The organism is Nocardioides sp. GCM10030259 (assembly GCF_042666375.1).
GTDB lineage: Bacteria > Actinomycetota > Actinomycetes > Propionibacteriales > Nocardioidaceae > Nocardioides.
Genome location: NZ_JBHTDF010000002.1, coordinates 265,718 through 282,165, shown reverse-complemented (window position 1 = coordinate 282,165; position 16,448 = coordinate 265,718). Strand labels below are relative to the sequence as shown.

Annotated in this window: 15 protein-coding genes; 7 read left to right on the top strand and 8 right to left on the bottom strand. The window is 72.4% G+C overall.

From position 1 onward, the window contains the following. Nucleotides 1-9: 9 nt before the first annotated feature. From ACFQQI_RS01645 to ACFQQI_RS01630, 4 genes are read right to left on the bottom strand one after another with little or no spacing between them, the layout of a single operon-like run. The gene (locus ACFQQI_RS01645) at nt 10-348 is read right to left on the bottom strand and encodes a DUF6113 family protein (RefSeq protein ID WP_378556932.1); all 339 of its coding nucleotides are present in this window, start codon (nt 346-348) and stop codon (nt 10-12) included. Continuing rightward, nucleotides 345-1,274 carry an N-acetyl-1-D-myo-inositol-2-amino-2-deoxy-alpha-D-glucopyranoside deacetylase gene (mshB, locus tag ACFQQI_RS01640; RefSeq protein ID WP_378556929.1) on the bottom strand — a complete coding sequence of 310 codons (930 nt, stop codon included), beginning with the start codon at nt 1,272-1,274 and terminating at the stop codon, nt 345-347. Before mshB ends, ACFQQI_RS01645 begins: the two co-directional genes overlap by 4 nt. Before the next feature lie 42 nt (nt 1,275-1,316). Then, nucleotides 1,317-1,595 carry a hypothetical protein gene (locus tag ACFQQI_RS01635; RefSeq protein WP_378556926.1) on the bottom strand — a complete coding sequence of 93 codons (279 nt, stop codon included), beginning with the start codon at nt 1,593-1,595 and terminating at the stop codon, nt 1,317-1,319. Between the two features lie 4 nt (nt 1,596-1,599). Beyond that, nucleotides 1,600-1,998 carry a (deoxy)nucleoside triphosphate pyrophosphohydrolase gene (locus tag ACFQQI_RS01630; RefSeq protein WP_378556923.1) on the bottom strand — a complete coding sequence of 133 codons (399 nt, stop codon included), beginning with the start codon at nt 1,996-1,998 and terminating at the stop codon, nt 1,600-1,602. Between the two features lie 37 nt (nt 1,999-2,035). On the opposite strand from ACFQQI_RS01630, the gene ACFQQI_RS01625 reads away from it, so the two are divergent. Further along, nucleotides 2,036-2,935, top strand: a complete 900-nt coding sequence (locus ACFQQI_RS01625; protein ID WP_378556920.1) for a hypothetical protein — start codon at nt 2,036-2,038, stop codon at nt 2,933-2,935. A gap of 33 nt (nt 2,936-2,968) precedes the next feature. On the opposite strand, the gene ACFQQI_RS01620 is transcribed toward ACFQQI_RS01625, so the two are convergent. Next, on the bottom strand, nt 2,969-3,805 hold the full coding sequence (locus ACFQQI_RS01620) for a thioesterase family protein (protein WP_378556918.1): 837 nt from the start codon (nt 3,803-3,805) through the stop codon (nt 2,969-2,971). 44 nt (nt 3,806-3,849) lie between these two features. Here ACFQQI_RS01620 and ACFQQI_RS01615 point away from each other — a divergent pair, with 44 nt between their 5' ends. From ACFQQI_RS01615 to ACFQQI_RS01605, 3 genes are read left to right on the top strand one after another with little or no spacing between them, the layout of a single operon-like run. After that, the gene (locus ACFQQI_RS01615; protein WP_378556915.1) at nt 3,850-4,203 is read left to right on the top strand and encodes a YidH family protein; all 354 of its coding nucleotides are present in this window, start codon (nt 3,850-3,852) and stop codon (nt 4,201-4,203) included. Further along, nucleotides 4,200-5,621 (top strand): hypothetical protein, encoded by a 1,422-nt coding sequence (locus ACFQQI_RS01610; protein ID WP_378556913.1) that lies wholly within the window; start codon nt 4,200-4,202, stop codon nt 5,619-5,621. The genes ACFQQI_RS01615 and ACFQQI_RS01610 overlap by 4 nt, the downstream gene beginning before the upstream one ends. Further along, nucleotides 5,618-6,529 (top strand): phosphatase PAP2 family protein, encoded by a 912-nt coding sequence (locus ACFQQI_RS01605; protein WP_378556911.1) that lies wholly within the window; start codon nt 5,618-5,620, stop codon nt 6,527-6,529. The genes ACFQQI_RS01610 and ACFQQI_RS01605 overlap by 4 nt, the downstream gene beginning before the upstream one ends. Here ACFQQI_RS01605 and ACFQQI_RS01600 read toward each other — a convergent pair. Then, complete coding sequence (locus ACFQQI_RS01600) at nt 6,526-8,055, bottom strand: acyl-CoA synthetase (RefSeq protein ID WP_378556908.1); 1,530 nt, start codon at nt 8,053-8,055, stop codon at nt 6,526-6,528. The two genes, ACFQQI_RS01605 and ACFQQI_RS01600, sit on opposite strands and share 4 nt — an antisense overlap. Before the next feature lie 182 nt (nt 8,056-8,237). On the opposite strand from ACFQQI_RS01600, the gene ACFQQI_RS01595 reads away from it, so the two are divergent. Further along, the gene (locus ACFQQI_RS01595) at nt 8,238-10,397 is read left to right on the top strand and encodes an MMPL family transporter (RefSeq protein ID WP_378556905.1); all 2,160 of its coding nucleotides are present in this window, start codon (nt 8,238-8,240) and stop codon (nt 10,395-10,397) included. 28 nt (nt 10,398-10,425) lie between these two features. Here the strand turns inward: ACFQQI_RS01595 and ACFQQI_RS01590 are convergent, their stop codons facing one another. Continuing rightward, nucleotides 10,426-11,406: a hypothetical protein gene (locus ACFQQI_RS01590; RefSeq protein WP_378556902.1), complete on the bottom strand. Its 981-nt coding sequence runs from the start codon at nt 11,404-11,406 to the stop codon at nt 10,426-10,428. A gap of 187 nt (nt 11,407-11,593) precedes the next feature. Here ACFQQI_RS01590 and ACFQQI_RS01585 point away from each other — a divergent pair, with 187 nt between their 5' ends. After that, nucleotides 11,594-12,751: a hypothetical protein gene (locus tag ACFQQI_RS01585; protein ID WP_378556899.1), complete on the top strand. Its 1,158-nt coding sequence runs from the start codon at nt 11,594-11,596 to the stop codon at nt 12,749-12,751. Nucleotides 12,752-12,864: 113 nt separating this feature from the next. Beyond that, complete coding sequence (locus ACFQQI_RS01580) at nt 12,865-15,426, top strand: bifunctional FO biosynthesis protein CofGH (protein ID WP_378556896.1); 2,562 nt, start codon at nt 12,865-12,867, stop codon at nt 15,424-15,426. On the opposite strand, the gene ACFQQI_RS01575 is transcribed toward ACFQQI_RS01580, so the two are convergent. Beyond that, entirely contained in the window at nt 15,404-16,447 is a 1,044-nt protein-coding gene (locus tag ACFQQI_RS01575) for an acetate/propionate family kinase (protein WP_378556893.1), read from the bottom strand. The two genes, ACFQQI_RS01580 and ACFQQI_RS01575, sit on opposite strands and share 23 nt — an antisense overlap. Nucleotide 16,448: the final 1 nt, after the last annotated feature.

The window sequence follows — 16,448 nt, the reverse complement described above, 5'->3', positions numbered from 1 at the left end:
TGCGCGATCCTACGTAAGTGGTGGCGTTCGCCGCGGCAGTGTGGCGAGTCCCACGACGATGAGCACCATGCCGAGACCGAGCACGAGGTAGCCCTGCCAGTCCTGGCTGACCAGGTAGTCGCCCTCCGGCCGCGGCAGGGTCAGCCAGCCCACGAGCAGCACCCAGCCGGCCACGAAGGCGAGCCGGGTCCACCACCCGGGCGGCAGCGCGTACGTCGTCACCACGGTGGCCGCGACGGCGAGTGCAAGGCCCCAGGCCAGGTCATGGACCGCGACGGTGGCGATCCCGGTGCCGGCACCGAGCAGCAGCAGCGCCACGGCCACCCCGATGGCTGGGAGGAGCCTCACGGTCGGTCGGCGAGGCCCGCGAAGAGATCGGTCTCCAGGCCGTCGGGACCGAGCTCGCCGCGCTGCCCCTTGGCGAGGCGGTAGAACTCGACGCCCATCGCCTCCGCGCCGACGTTGTTGGACAGCGCGAAGAACGGTCCGTCGGTGGTGATCTGGGTGGCGTGGGCGCGCAGCGCATCCAGCTTCTGGTCGATGTAGGCGGTCGCGTCGACCGCGGCGGCGAGGTTCTCGTCGCTGGTCACGAACGGCGGGAGCGGACCGTCGGGGTCCATCCCCTCGAAGGTCGTCGAGTCGCCCGCCGCCCGGAGCGCCCGCAGCCCGGCCCGCAGCCGGCTCTCGGACATCGCGCCCCAGTAGACCTTCGGGATGTCCCAGCTCTCGCCGAGGTCCTTGCGGTACGACGGCACCGCGGCGAGCGAGGCGGCGTACGTCGCGACCCGGTGGGCCTGGATGTGGTCGGGGTGGCCGTAGCCGCCGAACTGGTCGTAGGTGACCAGCACCTGCGGGCGCACCTCGCGGATGATCGCGACCAGGTGGTCGGCCGCCTCGGTGAGGTCGGCGTTCCAGAACGCGTTGGGGTGCTTGGCGATCACCTCCGGGTCGCCGACCGCGTGACCGTCGGGGTGCCACGCCATCCCGGAGTCGCGGTAGGTGCCGAAGCCCCCGAGGAACCGGTGGTCGGCGACGCCGAGCGCGGCCATCGCGTCGGCGAGCTCGCCCTTGCGGTGCTCGCCGAGCCGGTCGTCGCGGTCGGCGGCGAGGTGCTCGAGGTCGGGGACGAGGATCTCGCCCATCTCGCCGGCGGTGCAGGTGACGAGCGTGACGTGGCGACCCTCGGCGGCGTACTTGGCCATCGTGGCGCCCTGGCCGATCGACTCGTCGTCGGGGTGGGCGTGCACGAGGAGGATGCGCTGGTCAGTGCTCATGGCTTCGATCCTAGGGAGGGGTGCCGACAGTGTTCTGTGGCCTCAACCATCGGAGGGCCGCTTGATCTTCCGCGGACCGGTCGGAAGCTGCAGCGGCGGGTGGGCGGGCTCGGGCTCGTCCATGTCGAGCCAGCCGTCGTGCTCGTCGACGAGCACGTCGAGCACGAGCTCCGGCGCGTCGGTCACCACCGCCCACGGGTGGTCCTCGTCGTCGTCCTCGCCGGCCAGGCGCTCGCGCTCGGCGCGGGCGGAGTAGCCGGCCGCCACCAGGCGCCCCACGACCGCCCGGGCGTCGTCCTCGTCGAAGAAGATGCCGCGCACGCGCTCATCCTCTCCCGTCGGTCGAGAGCAGCGCGCGCAGGTGTGGGAGGAACGGCCGGTCGGGCTCCAGCCAGTCGATGCTCTCGAGCTCGCCGGCCTCCAGCCAGCGCACCTCGTCGTGCTCGACCGGGTCGGGGTCGACGTCGTCGGCGGCCGCGGCGATCGCCACGCGCAGCACGTGCCGCTCCCCGATCGCGACCTCGCCGGGCAGCCAGCCGGTCACGGCGACGTCGCAGCAGAGCTCCTCACGGACCTCGCGGACGACCGCCGCCTCAGGGCTCTCCCCCTCCTCGACCTTGCCGCCCGGGAACTCCCAGCGCCCGGCCGTCTCGGGCGGCGCCGTACGCCGCGCTGCCAGCACGCGCCGGCCCCGGACGATCGCTGCTCCCACCACCGCGGCCATGGACCCCACCGTAGGGGTAGCGGCTACCGTTCCGCGGGTGCACCTGGAGCGGACCCCCGACCTCACCGCCGAGGTCGACGCGTTCGTCGCACGGCACGGCGGGCGAGCCGGCCTCCACGCGGTCCTCGGCGACCTGGACCGCCGGCTGCGGCGTACCTGGGCCCCCTGCCTGACCCTGAACCGCGCGTGGGCCTGGGAGCGCGCCGACCGCCGGGACCCGGAGTGGTGGCCCCAGGGCATCGCGCACCAGCCGGACGGGCCGCACGTCGCGACGACCTGGTACGCCAAGGGCGGCGGCGTCCGCGTCTCCGTTCTCGACCCCCGGCGCCGGCGCTATCGGCACGTCACGGTCGTCGTGCCGACCACCACGGGCCACGAGCCGCTGAAGGCGCACGCCGGCGGGATCGCGTGGCACGGATCCCGGCTGTACGTCGCCGCCACCCGCGCCGGGCTCTGGGTGTGCGAGACCGGCGACGTGGTCCGCTCGGGCGGCGACTACCTGCTGCCGGTGCGCCACCAGCTCACGCCGCGCACGGACGAGGGCGACGAGCCGGTGCGCTTCTCCTTCGTCACCGTGGACGACGCGACCGAGCCGCCGAGCCTGGTCGTCGGCGAGTACGGCAACCGCCGGCAGACCCGCCGGATCGCCGAGATGCCCATCGACGGCGGGCCGGCGACCGTGGTCGCGCACGACGTGCTCCGCGCGCAGGGCGTCGCCCGGGTCCGCGGCCGCGTCTACCTGTCGTCGTCCAACGGGCCGTGGGGCCTCGGGTCGATCTGGTCGGGCGCGCCCGGCGACCTGCGGCAGCACCGGCGGGCGCTGCCGATGGGACCGGAGGACCTCTCGTACGACGGACGCACCGGCCGGCTCTGGACCGTCACCGAGCACCCGCGCCGGCGGTGGGTGGTGTCGATGCGGCTGTCCCGCTTCGACTGACTCGGTTTCGAGATGGGCGCCAGGGCGCCCTCCTCAACCACCGATGGGTCGCGGCTGTCGGGCGAGCTGGCGGCTCTGCGCGACGAGGCGGCCGGCGGAGTCCCAGACCTCGCAGTCCTCCTCGAACATCCCGCCGGCGAGGTTGCGGGTCGCGTGCCGCACCTTGAGCCAGCCGGGCGCCGGCTTCGCGCGGACGTGTGCGGTCAGCTCGAGCGTCGGCGCCCAGCCCATCATCCCGAGGTCGAAGGTCACCGGCGGCAGCGCGTCGACGACCATCAGGAGCGAGACCGGGTCGGGCTCCCGGCCGTCGACGAGCCGGAACCACGCCGCGATCTCGCCGCGCCCGCTCGGCTGCCCGACCGCCCACCCGACGTGGTCGGGGTGGAAGCGCATGTCGAAGCGGGCCATCATCGGCGCGAGCTCGAGCACCTCCTTCGGCGCGAACGTGTTCGCGACGCACTCGTCCGGCGGCGGCAGCACCGGCTCCTCGGCCGTCGTCCGCACGTCGTCGCCGAGCCGGTCGAGGTCGCCGTACGTCGCGAGCGCGGCGATCCGGGTCTCCTCCCCCTGCGCTCCCGGTTGGCGGAGCTCGGCGGACGCAGTCGCGACCGAGCCGCCCTCGCGGCGTACGTCCACGGCCACGGTCGCCGGGCCGGGCGTCGCGGCGCTCAGGTAGTAGGCCGAGATCGCCAGCGGGTCGGGCTTCTTGGGGAACGTCTCGTGCAGCGCGCTGCCGATCACCGCGAGCAGGTAGCCGCCGTTGACCCCGCCGCCGACGACCCAGCCGGTGTCGAGGTCGGCGGCGTACTCGAGCTCGCCTCCGCCGTCGACGGGCCGGACCTCGGTGTGGGCATCGAACTCGAACGTCACAAACCGAGAGCGTAGAGGTCGGTCCGTGCGGAAGGATGGGCGCCATGACGCGACGTCGGCCGCACTGGGTCTACGACGCCGGGGAGGAGCCTGATCCGCGCTACACCCTGGCCAACGAGCGCACGTTCCTGGCGTGGGTGCGCACGGCGCTGGCGATGATGGCCGGTGGCGTGGCGCTGCACGCGCTCGGACTGCCGGACAACGACTCGGTCCGCGGCCTCCTCGCGATCGCACTCGTGCTGCTCGGTGGCGTCGCCACGGTGTTCGCCATGCTGCGGTGGGCGCGCATCGAGCGCGCGATGCGCACGGGCACGCCACTCCCGGCCTTCAACCTCGGCATCCTGCTGGCCGGGGTCGTCATGGTGGGGGCCGTCCTCCTGGCCTTCGCGCTCGCGTGAGGGGCCGCGCGGCCTGGGGTGTCGCCGGGCTCGCCGCGGCGGCGGGGCTGTGCGCCGTGCCGTACGCCGGACGCCCGCTGTCGCCCGACGAGGGCGGCCTGCTGCTGCTCGCGTCGCAGTGGTCGCCGGGGTCGTCGCTGTACGGCGACTACTTCGTCGACCGCCCGCCCGGCCTGATCGCCCTGGTCGCGCTCGCCGACGCCGCCGGTGGCGGCTGGGCGCTGCGCGCGCTCGGGGTCATGGCCGCCGTGACGGCGGTGCTGCTGAGCGGGGTCGTCGGCCGGCTGGCCGCGCCGGAACGTCCGGTCGCCCCGGTGCTCACCGCGGCGACCGCCGCGCTGCTGACGGCCTCCCCGCTCTTCGGCGGGACGGTCGTCAACGGCGAGCTCCTCGGGCTGCCGCTCCTGCTCGGCGCGATGGTGTCGGTGCTGCGGTCCGTGGCGGCGCCCACCACCAGGGCGATGCTCTGGTGGGGCGTGCTGGCCGGCGCCGCCGCCGCGGGCGGGGCGCTGGTGAAGCAGAGCCTGCTCGACGCGTTCGTGTTCACCGTCGTGCTGCTGCTGGTGAGCCGCCGTGCTCGCCCGGCAGTCGGCGTCGCCGTCGGCGCGATCGTCACCGTCGGCCTCGCGGTCTGGGCCGCCGCGGAGCGCGGCACCGACCCGGTAGCGCTCTGGGACGCGGTCTTCGTCTTCCGCGGGGACGCCGCGACGGTCATCGCCGAGTCGGCCACCAGCGCCACGACCCGCCGGCTCGGCGCGATGCTGCTTGCGCTGCTCGCCACCGGGGTGCCGGTGCTGGTCGCGCTGCTCGCCCGCGGCCTGCCGCACCCGGCCCGGACCGGCGCCCCGGACCTGCGCTGGCCGGCGGCGGCCACCCTGGCGTGGGAGCTCACGACCGTGCTGCTCGGCGGCAGCTACTGGCTGCACTACCTGATGGGCCTGGTGCCCGGGCTGGTGCTGCTCACGGCCGCCGCGTGCCAACGGCCGCTGCCCGGTCGACGCGCCCTCGCAGCGGCGTACGCGGTGATGGCGCTGTCGGCCGCGAGCACGCTGGTGTGGGTGGCGGTCCAGCCGATCGACCGTCCCGAGCAGCCCGCGATCGACTGGCTCGACGCACACGCGGAGGCCGGAGACACGGCGGTCGTGGCGTTCGGCGCCCCCAACATCCTCGAGGCGACCGGTCTGCGCAGCCCGTACGCCGACCTGTGGAGCCTCCCCGTGCGCGTGCGCGACCCCGAGCTCGTGGACCTCACCGCGCTGCTGCGCAGCGACGAGCGCCCCGACTGGGTCGTGGTCGCCGGCCGCTCCCTCGGATCCTGGGGAATCGACGCCACGAACGCCGATCCCGTCCTCGCCGAGAACTACGATCGCGCCACGAGCACCGGCGAGTGGACGATCTGGCGGGAGGTGACCCGGTGACGACGTTGGCGCCTGCTCCCAGCACCAGTCGCGCGGTGCGCAACCGCGCGATGACGGCGTACGCCGCGCTCCTGCTGGCCTGGTCGTGGTTCGTCGGCATCCCCAACGACCCCGCGGGGGTGATCCTCTGGATCTGGCTCGCGACGGTCGCGTGGGACATCGAGGCCCCACGGCGTACGCACCTGGAGTTCTGGCGCGCCTGGTGGAAGCCACTGCTCCTGCTCGTCGGCTACTGGCTCGCGCGCGGGCTGGCCGACGAGATCGGCATCGCCCCGCACTACTCGATGCCGGTGCGCTTCGACGAGTGGCTCTTCGGGGGTACGGCCCCCACCGTGTGGCTGCAGCAGGAGTGGTGCGGCGACCCGTGCGTGAAGTCGCTGCCGCCGCACTGGTACGACGTGCTCTTCACCAGCGTCTACGCCTCGCACTTCCTGGTCGCGTTGACGCTCGCCGGCGTGCTCTGGGTCCGCAACCGCGACGAGTGGGCGCGCTGGCTGCGCCGCTACCTCACCCTCCTCTACGCCGGGCTGGCGATCTACATCGTCTACCCGATGGCGCCGCCGTGGATGGCCGCGCGCGACGGCTACCTCGACGAGGTCCACCGGATCACCAGCCGAGGCTGGTCGGAGATCGACCTGCACCGCCAGACGATGGTCATGTGGGGCATGGGCAACAAGGTGGCCGCGATGCCGTCGCTGCACGCCGGCATCGCGTTCCTGGTCGCCTTCTGGTTCATCAGCCGGTTGCGCTCGCCGTGGCGCTGGGCGCTGCTGCTCTACCCGTTGGCGATGTCGCTCGCGCTGACCTACTTCGCCGAGCACTACGTCGTCGACACGATCGCCGGGGCCGCCCTCGCGGCGCTCGTCATGGTCGGCGTCGGTCGGTGGGAGCGGCGCCGGGCGGCCTAGCTGCCGACGTACTCCGCCTTCAGCTTGCCCTTGACCATCTTCCCCGTCGGCGTGCGGGGCAGCTCGTCGCGGAAGTGGAACTCCCGCGGCACCTTGAAGTGGGCGATCCGCTCGCGGGCGTACGCCGTGAGCTCCGCCGCCAGCTCGTCCCCGGCGGTGACGCCAGGTGCGGGCTGCACGAACGCGACGACGCGCTCCCCCATCTCGTCGTCGGGCACACCGATGACGGCGATGTCGGTGACGGCCGGGTGGAGGCTGAAGAGGTCCTCGACCTCCTGCGGGTAGATGTTCACGCCACCCGAGATGATCATGAAGGCCTTGCGGTCGGTGAGGAACAGGTAGCCCTCCTCGTCGAGGTAGCCGAGGTCGCCGACCGTCGTCCAGCTGTCGTGCTCGGGGTGCTGCGTGCTGCGGGTGCGCTCCTCGTCGTTGTGGTAGCTGAAGTTCCGCTCCTCGCGCTCGAAGTAGACGGTGCCGACCTCGCCCGGCCCGAGCACGGCGCCGTCCTCGCCGCAGATCCGGACGATGCCCATCAGCGCGGTGCCGACCGAGCCGGGCTTGCGGAGCCAGGCAGCGGAGTCGATGAAGGTCGCGCCGTTGGCCTCGGTCGACGCGTAGTACTCCTGGATGATCGGCCCGAACCAGTCGATCATCGCCCGCTTCACGGCGACCGGGCACGGCGCGGCGGCATGGATGACCGTGCGCAGCGAGCCCACGTCGTACGACGCGCGCACCTCCTCGGGCAGCTTGAGCATCCGGACGAACATCGTCGGCACCATCTGCGTGTGCGTGACGCCGTACTGCTCGATCGCGCGCAGCGCACCTTCCGCGTCGAACCTCTCCATCATCACGAGCGTGCCGCCGAGCGCGTGGATCACGCCGCCGAAGCGCAGCGGAGCCGCGTGGTAGACGGGCGCCGGCGACAGGTACACGGTGTCCTCGTCGAAGCCGTAGAGGGCCCCGAACACCGTGGGGTAGCCGTATCCCGGCTCGTCCACGGCGATCTGCGGCAGCGGCGGCTTGATGCCCTTCGGGCGGCCCGTGGTGCCGGAGGAGTAGAGCAGGTCGTCGCCGTGCGGCTGCTCCGCGAGGGGCTCGGGCGAGGCCACGGCCAGCGTCTCCTCGTACGGCACGTAGCCGTCGATCGCGCCGCCGTGGACCAGCCGCGTCGGTACGTCGACGTCGAGACCGGACACGACCTCGGCCTTGGCCGCCGAGACGACGAGTGCCTTGGCGCCGCAGTCTCGGATGATGTAGCTCGCCTCCTCGGCCGACAGGTTGTGGTTGACCGCCGTGATGTAGAGACCCGAGCGCAGTGCCGCCCAGTAGACCTCGTAGGTCTCCGGGGTGTTGTCCGAGAGCATCGCGACCACGTCGCCGACGACCAGGCCGGCGGTGTCGTGGAGGTGGCGCGAGAGCCGCGTGCTGCGCTCCTCGAGCTGCGCATAGGTCAGCGTTCGGCCGGAGCCGGCCATGACGATTGCGGGCTTGTCGGGGGTCTTCGCGGCCCAGGTGCCTGGATACATGCGCCGAAACGTACTCCGGCTCAACCACGGGCGAAATAGGGACGGATGAGGTCTCGAAGACCTGTCACATTTCGGTTGCGGCGTTCGTCGTACCGGTGTCCGATGAGTTCATCGACAGCGGGTGGTCGGACTAGGGGAAAACCCCGATGCCGACTGTCCCCGCCCCCTGAGAGGGTTCCCCCATGCACCGTCAGATCGCCGGTAGATTGACCGGCCCCATCACCAAGTGGCTCGTGCTCCTCTTCTGGCTCGTCGCCCTCGGCGTGTTCGGGTCGCTGTCCGCGAAGCTCGTCGATGTCCAGAACAACGAGGCATCGTCGTGGCTGCCGGCCAGCGCCGAGTCGACCGAGGTCTCCGAGGAGCTCGCGAGCACGGTCGACCCCAACAACATCCCGACGCTGATCGTCTACTACAACGAGGACGGTCTCTCCGAGGAGGACCGGGCGACGATCGCTGAGCAGGCCGAGGAGATGGCCGGCATCGACGGGGTGGTCGAGGGCACGGTCCTGACTCCCCAGCAGGCCGCGGAGCAGGGCATGGGCGGGTTCTCCGAGGACGGCCAGGTGGCGGTCACGTCGGTGACCTTCAACTTCGGCGCCAACGGCTGGAACGACATCCCCGACGCCGCGGAGTCCATCCGTGACATCGCGCAGCTCGACGGGGCAGAGGTCCACCTGGCCGGCTATGGCGGTCAGGCCGCCGACGCCGCCGAGGTCTTCGAGGGCGTCGACACGACGCTGATCCTCGGTGCGCTCGTCGTGGTCGTGATCATCCTGCTGTTCACCTACCGCAGCCCGATCCTGTGGCTGCTGCCGATCTTCAGCGTCGTGGTGGCCTACAGCGTCTCGGGCGGCGTGGTCTACCTGCTCGCCAAGTACGCCGACCTGACCGTCAACGGGCAGAGTCAGGCGATCCTCGGCATCCTGGTGATCGGCGCCGGCACCGACTACGCGTTGCTGCTCGTCGCCCGATATCGCGAGGAGCTGCGCCGCCACGAGAACCGCCACGAGGCGATGGCGTTCGCGCTGCACCGCGCGGCCCCGGCGATCCTCGCCAGCGCGGCCACCGTGGCCGTCGGCATGCTCTGCCTGCTGCTCGCCGACCTCAACTCCACGGCCGGTCTGGGCCCGGTCAACGCCGTCGGCATCGCGGTCACCTTCCTCGTGATGGTGACCCTGCTCCCGGCACTGCTGGTGATCTTCGGCCGCTGGATGTTCTGGCCGATGCGTCCGGCGTTCGGCTCCCGCGAGCCCAACACCACCGGCTTCTGGTCCAAGGTCGGTCGCGCGATCGCGCCGCGGCCGCGCCGGGTCTGGCTGGTCACCACCGGCCTGCTCCTCATCGCCTGCCTCGGCGTCCTCAAGATCGACGCGGCCGGCATGGCGACCGAGGACACCTACACCAAGGAGTTCGACGCCATCAAGGGCCAGAAGGTGCTCGCCGCGCACGGCATGGTCGACAGCTCCAACACCATCCAGGTGATCGCGAACTCCGACCAGGTCGAGGACGTCGCCGCGTCGCTCGAGGGCATCGACGGGCTCGGGGCGCCCACCGAGATCCAGCCGATCTCCGACGACCGGAGCTACTTCGAGGCGCCGATCGACGCGGACATCTCGTCGACGACGGCCTACGGCATCGTCGAGGAGAGTCGCGCTGCAGCTCATGGCGTCGACGGCGCTGATGCGCTGGTCGGAGGCGGGTCGGCCTTCTACCTCGACACCAAGTCCGCGTCCAACCGCGACAACAAGGTGATCATCCCGACGGTGCTCCTGGTGGTGCTGCTGATCCTGATCTTCCTGCTGCGTGCACTCGCGGCACCGTTGATCCTGATCGCCACCGTGGTGCTGTCCTTCGGGGCCGCGATGGGCTTGTCGGCCCTGGTCTTCGACTACTTCATGCCGCTGATCACCGACCATTGGCCGGACGGCGTGCAGGTCGATCCAGGGTTCCCGTTGTTCGCGTTCGTCTTCCTGGTCGCCCTGGGCATCGACTACAACATCTTCCTGATGACCCGGGTGCGCGAGGAGACCGCACAGCACGGAACCCGCCAGGGCTCGCTGATCGCGCTGAGCTCCACCGGCGGCGTGATCACCTCGGCCGGCATCGTGCTCGCCGCGACGTTCCTGGTGCTCGGCTCGATCCCGTTCGTCTTCCTCGCCGAGCTCGGCGTGGCGGTCGCACTGGGTGTCCTGCTCGACACCTTGATCGTCCGGTCCGTGCTGGTGACCGCGATCAACCTCGACCTCGGCGGCAAGATCTGGTGGCCGAGCGCGCTCGACCGCAAGCCGCCCGTCGAGCCGCGGCCGGCGGACGTCGAGGAGTCGGAGCCGGTCTCGGTCTGACCCGGACCCCCGCTGCGGGCGGCGCGCGTCAACCCTGGCGCGCGTCGCCCCAGGCGACTCCGAGGGCGAGCATCGAGCCCACGCCGAAGTGGTCCATCGCCTCGGAGACCCGGCGCCGGCCGGTGCGCTCGGAGATGCCGAGGGCGCGGGCCGCCCCCTCGAGGGTGGCGCCGCCGTTCATCAGCGTGAGCAGCGGGTCCCAGGTGGCGGTCTCGGTGCGCGCCGGGACCGCGCGCTCCCACATCCGCTCGAAGAGCCAGCTCGCCATGCCGGCGACCGCGCGGCTGCGCACGGCGATGACCGACGTCGGCCAGCGCTCTCCCCAGACGAGCGGCAGCGCCACGGTCGAGTCGTCGGTGATCCAGAACCACCCGGGCGGCTCGGCCATCAGCCGGATCTGCACCCCACCGTCGAGCTCCTCGGTGAGCCGCTGCTGGGCGAGCGGGTGGACGGCGTCGGAGAGCCGGGCGATCACCCGGGCCCGGCGCCCCTCGCCCTGGCTGGCCTCGTGCCAGAACTTCTGCATCGCCGGGTCGGCGACGTACAGCCGGGACGCGTCGGGCAGCACGACGTCGGTGCGGCGGGCCGGCTCGCGGGCCTGCCGGACGTGCCACAGGTCCACGACCGCCTCGGGTCCGTGGAAGACCTCGATGTCGAGCAGCTGGTGCTCGCTGGCGCCGACGTCCCACTGCTGCGCGAGCGCCGGCAGCTGGCCGACGACCTCGGCCAGGTCGGCGAGGCGGCGCAGCATCTCGGCGCCCAGGTCACCGGCGCGACGGCGTACGACGTCGGCCACGACCTCCTCCGGCGCCGTGTAGCTGATCTGGTCACCGCGCAGCACCACGAAGCCGTCGGCGTCGAGGCGCTCCAGGTCGCGGCGCACGTCGGTCTCGTCACGCACGGCCAGCGCCGCCAGCTCCGCGACGGTCGCCGCACGGGAGCGCAGGCCGACGCCGAGGAGCTCGAGGGCGGTCAGCTCGGGCGAGCGGGAAGCAGGCTCCGAGGACACCGGGTGATGATCGCATGCCTCAGCGAAGCAGCGCAGGTACTTCCCGAGCCCGTCCGATCCCGGCCATGGCAGGAACCGGTCAGTCCGATTGCTGCCATGGCCTGATTCGGACACACATCGATGCCCCAGGTGCCGACAGGATCCGGCGTCGGGCCCCACGGTGGTGCCCCTGTCGGGAGGAACTGCAATGCACGCACTGAGGGCCGCGAAGCCCCCTAGGTCACGACTGATCGCCGGCGTCGCCGCCGTGGCGCTGGGCGCCGGCGGCATCGTCGGTCTGGCTGCTCCGGCGCAGGCCGCGACGGCCGCACCGGCGAACCTGTCGGCCGCGCCGAACGAATGGTCCATCGACGCCGTCGACATCACCTGGGAGCAGGGGAAGTACTACTGGGAGCTCGAGGAGGCCGGCGAGGAGCTGGTCGAGTACGAGTACCGGGTCCTCGACGCCGGCGACGAGGTCGTCTACGCCGACATCACGGTCAGCCAGAACGCGTGGGTGGACCAGCTGGAGCCGGGTGCGACGTACACCGTCGAGGTCGCCAGCATCGTCGACGACGAGTACAGCGACTGGGCGTCGGAGCAGGTCACGACCTACGAGCGGTTCGTCGGCGCGCCGTCGGACGTCGCGATCCAGGGCAGCCTGACCGTGGGCAGCACCCTCAGCGTGGCCACGACCGGCGCCTGGGAGGACGGCGCCGACGTCACCTACGAGTGGTTCGGCACGCTCCCGGAGGCCCAGTCGAGCGGCCCCGTGATCGCCACCGGCCCGACGCTGCCGCTGACCCAGGCGCACCTCGACATGGCCATCTACGTCGTCGTGACCGGGACCAAGGACGGCCTCGCCACCGTGGGGCTCGCGTCCGCTCCCAACCTGACGACGCGGGTCACGAACCCGGCACCGCCGGTCACCGCGCCGACCACCCCGGCCGCGCCGGCACCGGCCGCGCCGAAGGTGCTGACCGCCGCGACCCCGAAGATCACCGGCAAGGCCGAGGTCGGCGAGACCCTGACCGCCAAGGCGGGCGACTGGACCGACGGCGCGAAGCTCACCTACCGGTGGGAGGCCGACGGCAAGGCGATCAAGGGCGCCGACGACCGCACGCTCGAGCTCACGAAGGCCCTCAAGGGCAAGCGGATCTCCGTCACCGTCACCGGCACGCTCACCGGCTACGCCACCGTGTCCAAGGCCAGCGCCGAGACCGCCAAGGTCAGCGCCGCCGACAAGCCCGGCAAGGATGACAAGGGCAAGGGCAAGGGCGACAAGCCCGGCAAGGGCAAGCCGGGGAAGGGCAAGGGCGGCAAGCCCGGCAAGGGCGGCAAGGGCAAGCCCGGCAAGGGCCGCTGACCCGGCCCGCACGATCGTCCTGCGCCGGCCCGTACACGGGGGTGGGCCGGCGCAGGAGTGACCGACAGGCGGCCAGCCGTCCCACGGAAACGACGGCTGGCTAGCCTGTCGGGGTGAGCGAGCAGCCCACCCCCCAGCAGATACGCCGCGCGCTGGCCCGAGCCGAGCGCGGGGCGGCACTCGACGTCCCCGAGGCCACCGCGCTCCTGGCCGCCACCGGCGAGGAGCTCGACCGGCTGACCGCCGCCGCCGCGAAGGTGCGCGACGCGGGCCTGGTCGCCGCCGGGAGACCGGGCGTCGTGACGTACTCCCCCAAGGTCTTCATCCCGGTCACACGGCTGTGCCGCGACCGGTGCCACTACTGCACGTTCGTCGAGACGCCCGGCCAGGCCGCGCGCGACGGGCGCGCGCCGTACCTCTCCCCCGACGAGATCCTCGACATCGCCTCCCGAGGCGCCGAGATGGGCTGCCTCGAGGCGCTCTTCACGCTCGGCGACCGGCCCGAGGACCGGTGGCCCGAGGCCCGCGCCTGGCTCGACGAGCAGGGCTACGACTCCACGCTCGCCTACGTCCGCGCCATGGCGATCCGGGTGCTCGAGGAGACCGGGCTGCTGCCGCACCTCAACCCCGGCGTGCTGTCGTGGGAGGAGCTCAACCGGCTCAAGCCGGTGTCCCCGTCGATGGGGATGATGCTCGAGACGACCTCGCGCCGGCTGTTCGAGACCAAGGGGCTGGCCCACTTCGGCTCCCCCGACAAGGACCCCGACGTCCGCCTCCGGACGCTCGACGACGCCGGTCGGCTGTCGATCCCGTTCACCACGGGGCTGCTGGTCGGAATCGGCGAGACGCTGACGGAGCGCGCGGAGACGATCTTCGCGCTCCGCTCGACGCTCAAGGCGTACGGCGCGGTCCAGGAGGTGATCGTCCAGAACTTCCGGGCCAAGCCCGACACCGCGATGCGGCACACCGACGACCTCGGGCTCGACGAGTACCGCGCCGCCATCGCCGTCACCCGCATCGTGCTCGGCCCGAAGGCGCGGGTGCAGGCGCCCCCGAACCTGGTCGACACTCAGTCATCTTCGGAGGAGTGCCGGGCCCTGCTCGGCGCCGGCATCGACGACTGGGGCGGGGTCTCGCCGCTCACCCCCGACCACGTCAACCCCGAGCGCCCGTGGCCGTCCCTGGAGCGGCTCCGGTCGATCACCGCCGAGTGCGGCTTCGACCTCAGGGCGCGGCTGACCGTGCACCCGGAGTACGTCGTGGCGGGCGAGCCGTGGCTGGACCCGCGGGTCTCCGCGCACGTGGCCGCCCTGGCCATCCCTTCCGGACCGATGGCCGGGCTGGCGAAGCCCGGCGTACGGCCGCAGGGCCTGCCCTGGCAGGAGCCCGACGGCGGCTTCGCGAGCCTGACCACCAGCACCGGGCGCACGGACCTCTTCGCCGCCGTGGACACCGAGGGCCGGAGCGAGGACCGTCGGTCGGACTTCGCGAACGTCTACGGCGACTGGGACGAGGTGCGCGAGGCTGCCTCGCACAGCGGTGGTCTCGAGACGGGACTTCGTCCCTCCTCAACCACCGGCTCTGCCGCCCTGAGGGCGGCCGAGAAGGACCCGGGCAACCTCTCCGACGAGCACGCGCTGACGCTGATGACGGCCGAGGGCGACCTGCTGCGCGAGGTGTGCCGGCTGGCCGACGACCTGCGCCGCGAGACCGTCGGCGACGACGTGACGTACGTCGTCAACCGCAACATCAACTTCACCAACGTCTGCTATGTCGGCTGCCGCTTCTGCGCGTTCGCCCAGCGCCGCACCGACGCCGACGCCTACTCGCTCTCGCTCGACGAGGTGGCCGACCGCGCCCAGGAGGCCTGGGACCTCGGCGCCACCGAGGTGTGCATGCAGGGCGGCATCGACCCGGAGCTCCCGGCGACGGCGTACTTCGACCTCGTGTCGGCGGTGAAGCAGCGGGTGCCGGAGATGCACGTGCACGCCTTCAGTCCGATGGAGATCGTCAACGGCACCGCCCGCACCGGGCTGTCGATCGAGGACTTCCTGATCAAGGCGCGCGAGGCCGGCCTCGGGTCGCTGCCGGGCACGGCCGCGGAGATCCTCGACGACGAGGTCCGCTGGGTGCTCACCAAGGGGAAGCTCCCCACCAGGACCTGGGTCGAGATCGTCTCCACCGCGCACCGCGTGGGCATCCCGACGACGTCGACGATGATGTACGGCCACGTCGACCATCCGCGGCACTGGGTCGGCCACCTCCGGGTCCTGAGCAGGATCCAGGACGACTCCCTGAATTCTGGGGGAAGTGGGTTCACCGAGTTCGTGCCGCTCCCCTTCGTGCACACGAGCGCGCCGATCTACCTCGCCGGCGTCGCCCGCCCCGGCCCGACCCTGCGCGACAACCTCGCCGTCCACGCGATGGCGCGGATCATGCTCCACGGCCGGATCCGCAACATCCAGACCTCGTGGGTCAAGCTCGGCGGCGACGGCACCCGCGCGATGCTCCAGTCCGGCGCCAACGACGTCGGCGGGACGTTGATGGAGGAGACCATCTCCCGGATGGCCGGCTCCGAGCACGGCTCGGCGAAGACGGTCGCGGAGCTCGTCGAGATCGGCGCCGGCATCGGCCGACCGGTCCGCGAGCGGACTACGACGTACCAGCTCCGCTGACCACCGCCCGGACCTCCCGCTCGATCTCGAGGTCCTCCCGGGCGGTGACGACGAGGGTCGAGCCGGTGGTGCCGGAGGCCGAGATGTCCGCGTCGTCGGTGACCTCGTCGTTGAGCAGCTCGTCGACGGCGAGGCCGAGGAACGCCAGGCGCTCCACGGTCGCGAGGCGTACGTCGGGCGCGTGCTCGCCCACCCCGCCGGTGAACACCAGGGCGTCGACACCGCCGGTCGCCGCGGCCATCGCCCCGACCTCGCGCGCCAGCCGGTGGACGTAGACCTCGAGCCCGGCGGCAGCGGCGGCCGACCCGTCGCGGATGGCCTTCCGGACCTCGCGGATGTCGCCGGACGTGCCGGTCAGCCCGCACAGTCCGGACTCGCGCTCGAGCACTCGCTCCAGCTCGTCGGCCGACACCCCGCGCGACCGCATCACGTGGAGCATCAGGCCGGGGTCGACCGAGCCCGCCCGGGTCTGCATCACGAGGCCCTCCATCGGCGTCAGGCCCATGGTCGTGTCGACCGACCGGCCGCCACGCACGGCGCACAGGGATGCGCCGCCGCCGAGGTGGCAGGTCACGATGCGCAGCTCCTCGACGGGCCGGCGGAGCATCTCGGCAGCCCGGCGAGCGGCGTACGAGTGCGAGAGCCCGTGGAACCCGTAGCGCCGGAGCCCCCAGTCCTCGCGCCACTCGCGGGGCAGTGCGTAGGTCGCCGCCGGGGCCGGGATCGTGGCGTGGAAGGCGGTGTCGAAGCACGCGACGACGGGTGTGCCCGGGTGCTTCTCCACCAGGTCCCGCGCCGCGTCCAGCGCCGGGGGGTTGTGCAGCGGAGCCAGCTCGGAGACGGCGGCGAGCTCGTCGAGGACCTCAGCCGTGGCCAGCACGGACGAGGTCCGGGGCCCGCCGTGCACGAAGCGCACGCCGATCGCGTCGTAGGGCCCGCCGTCGTCGGGCACCTCCCACCCGTCGTCGAGCAGCGTGACCTTGAGGCTGCTCGATCCGGGGTTCACCACCAGCGTGCGCACG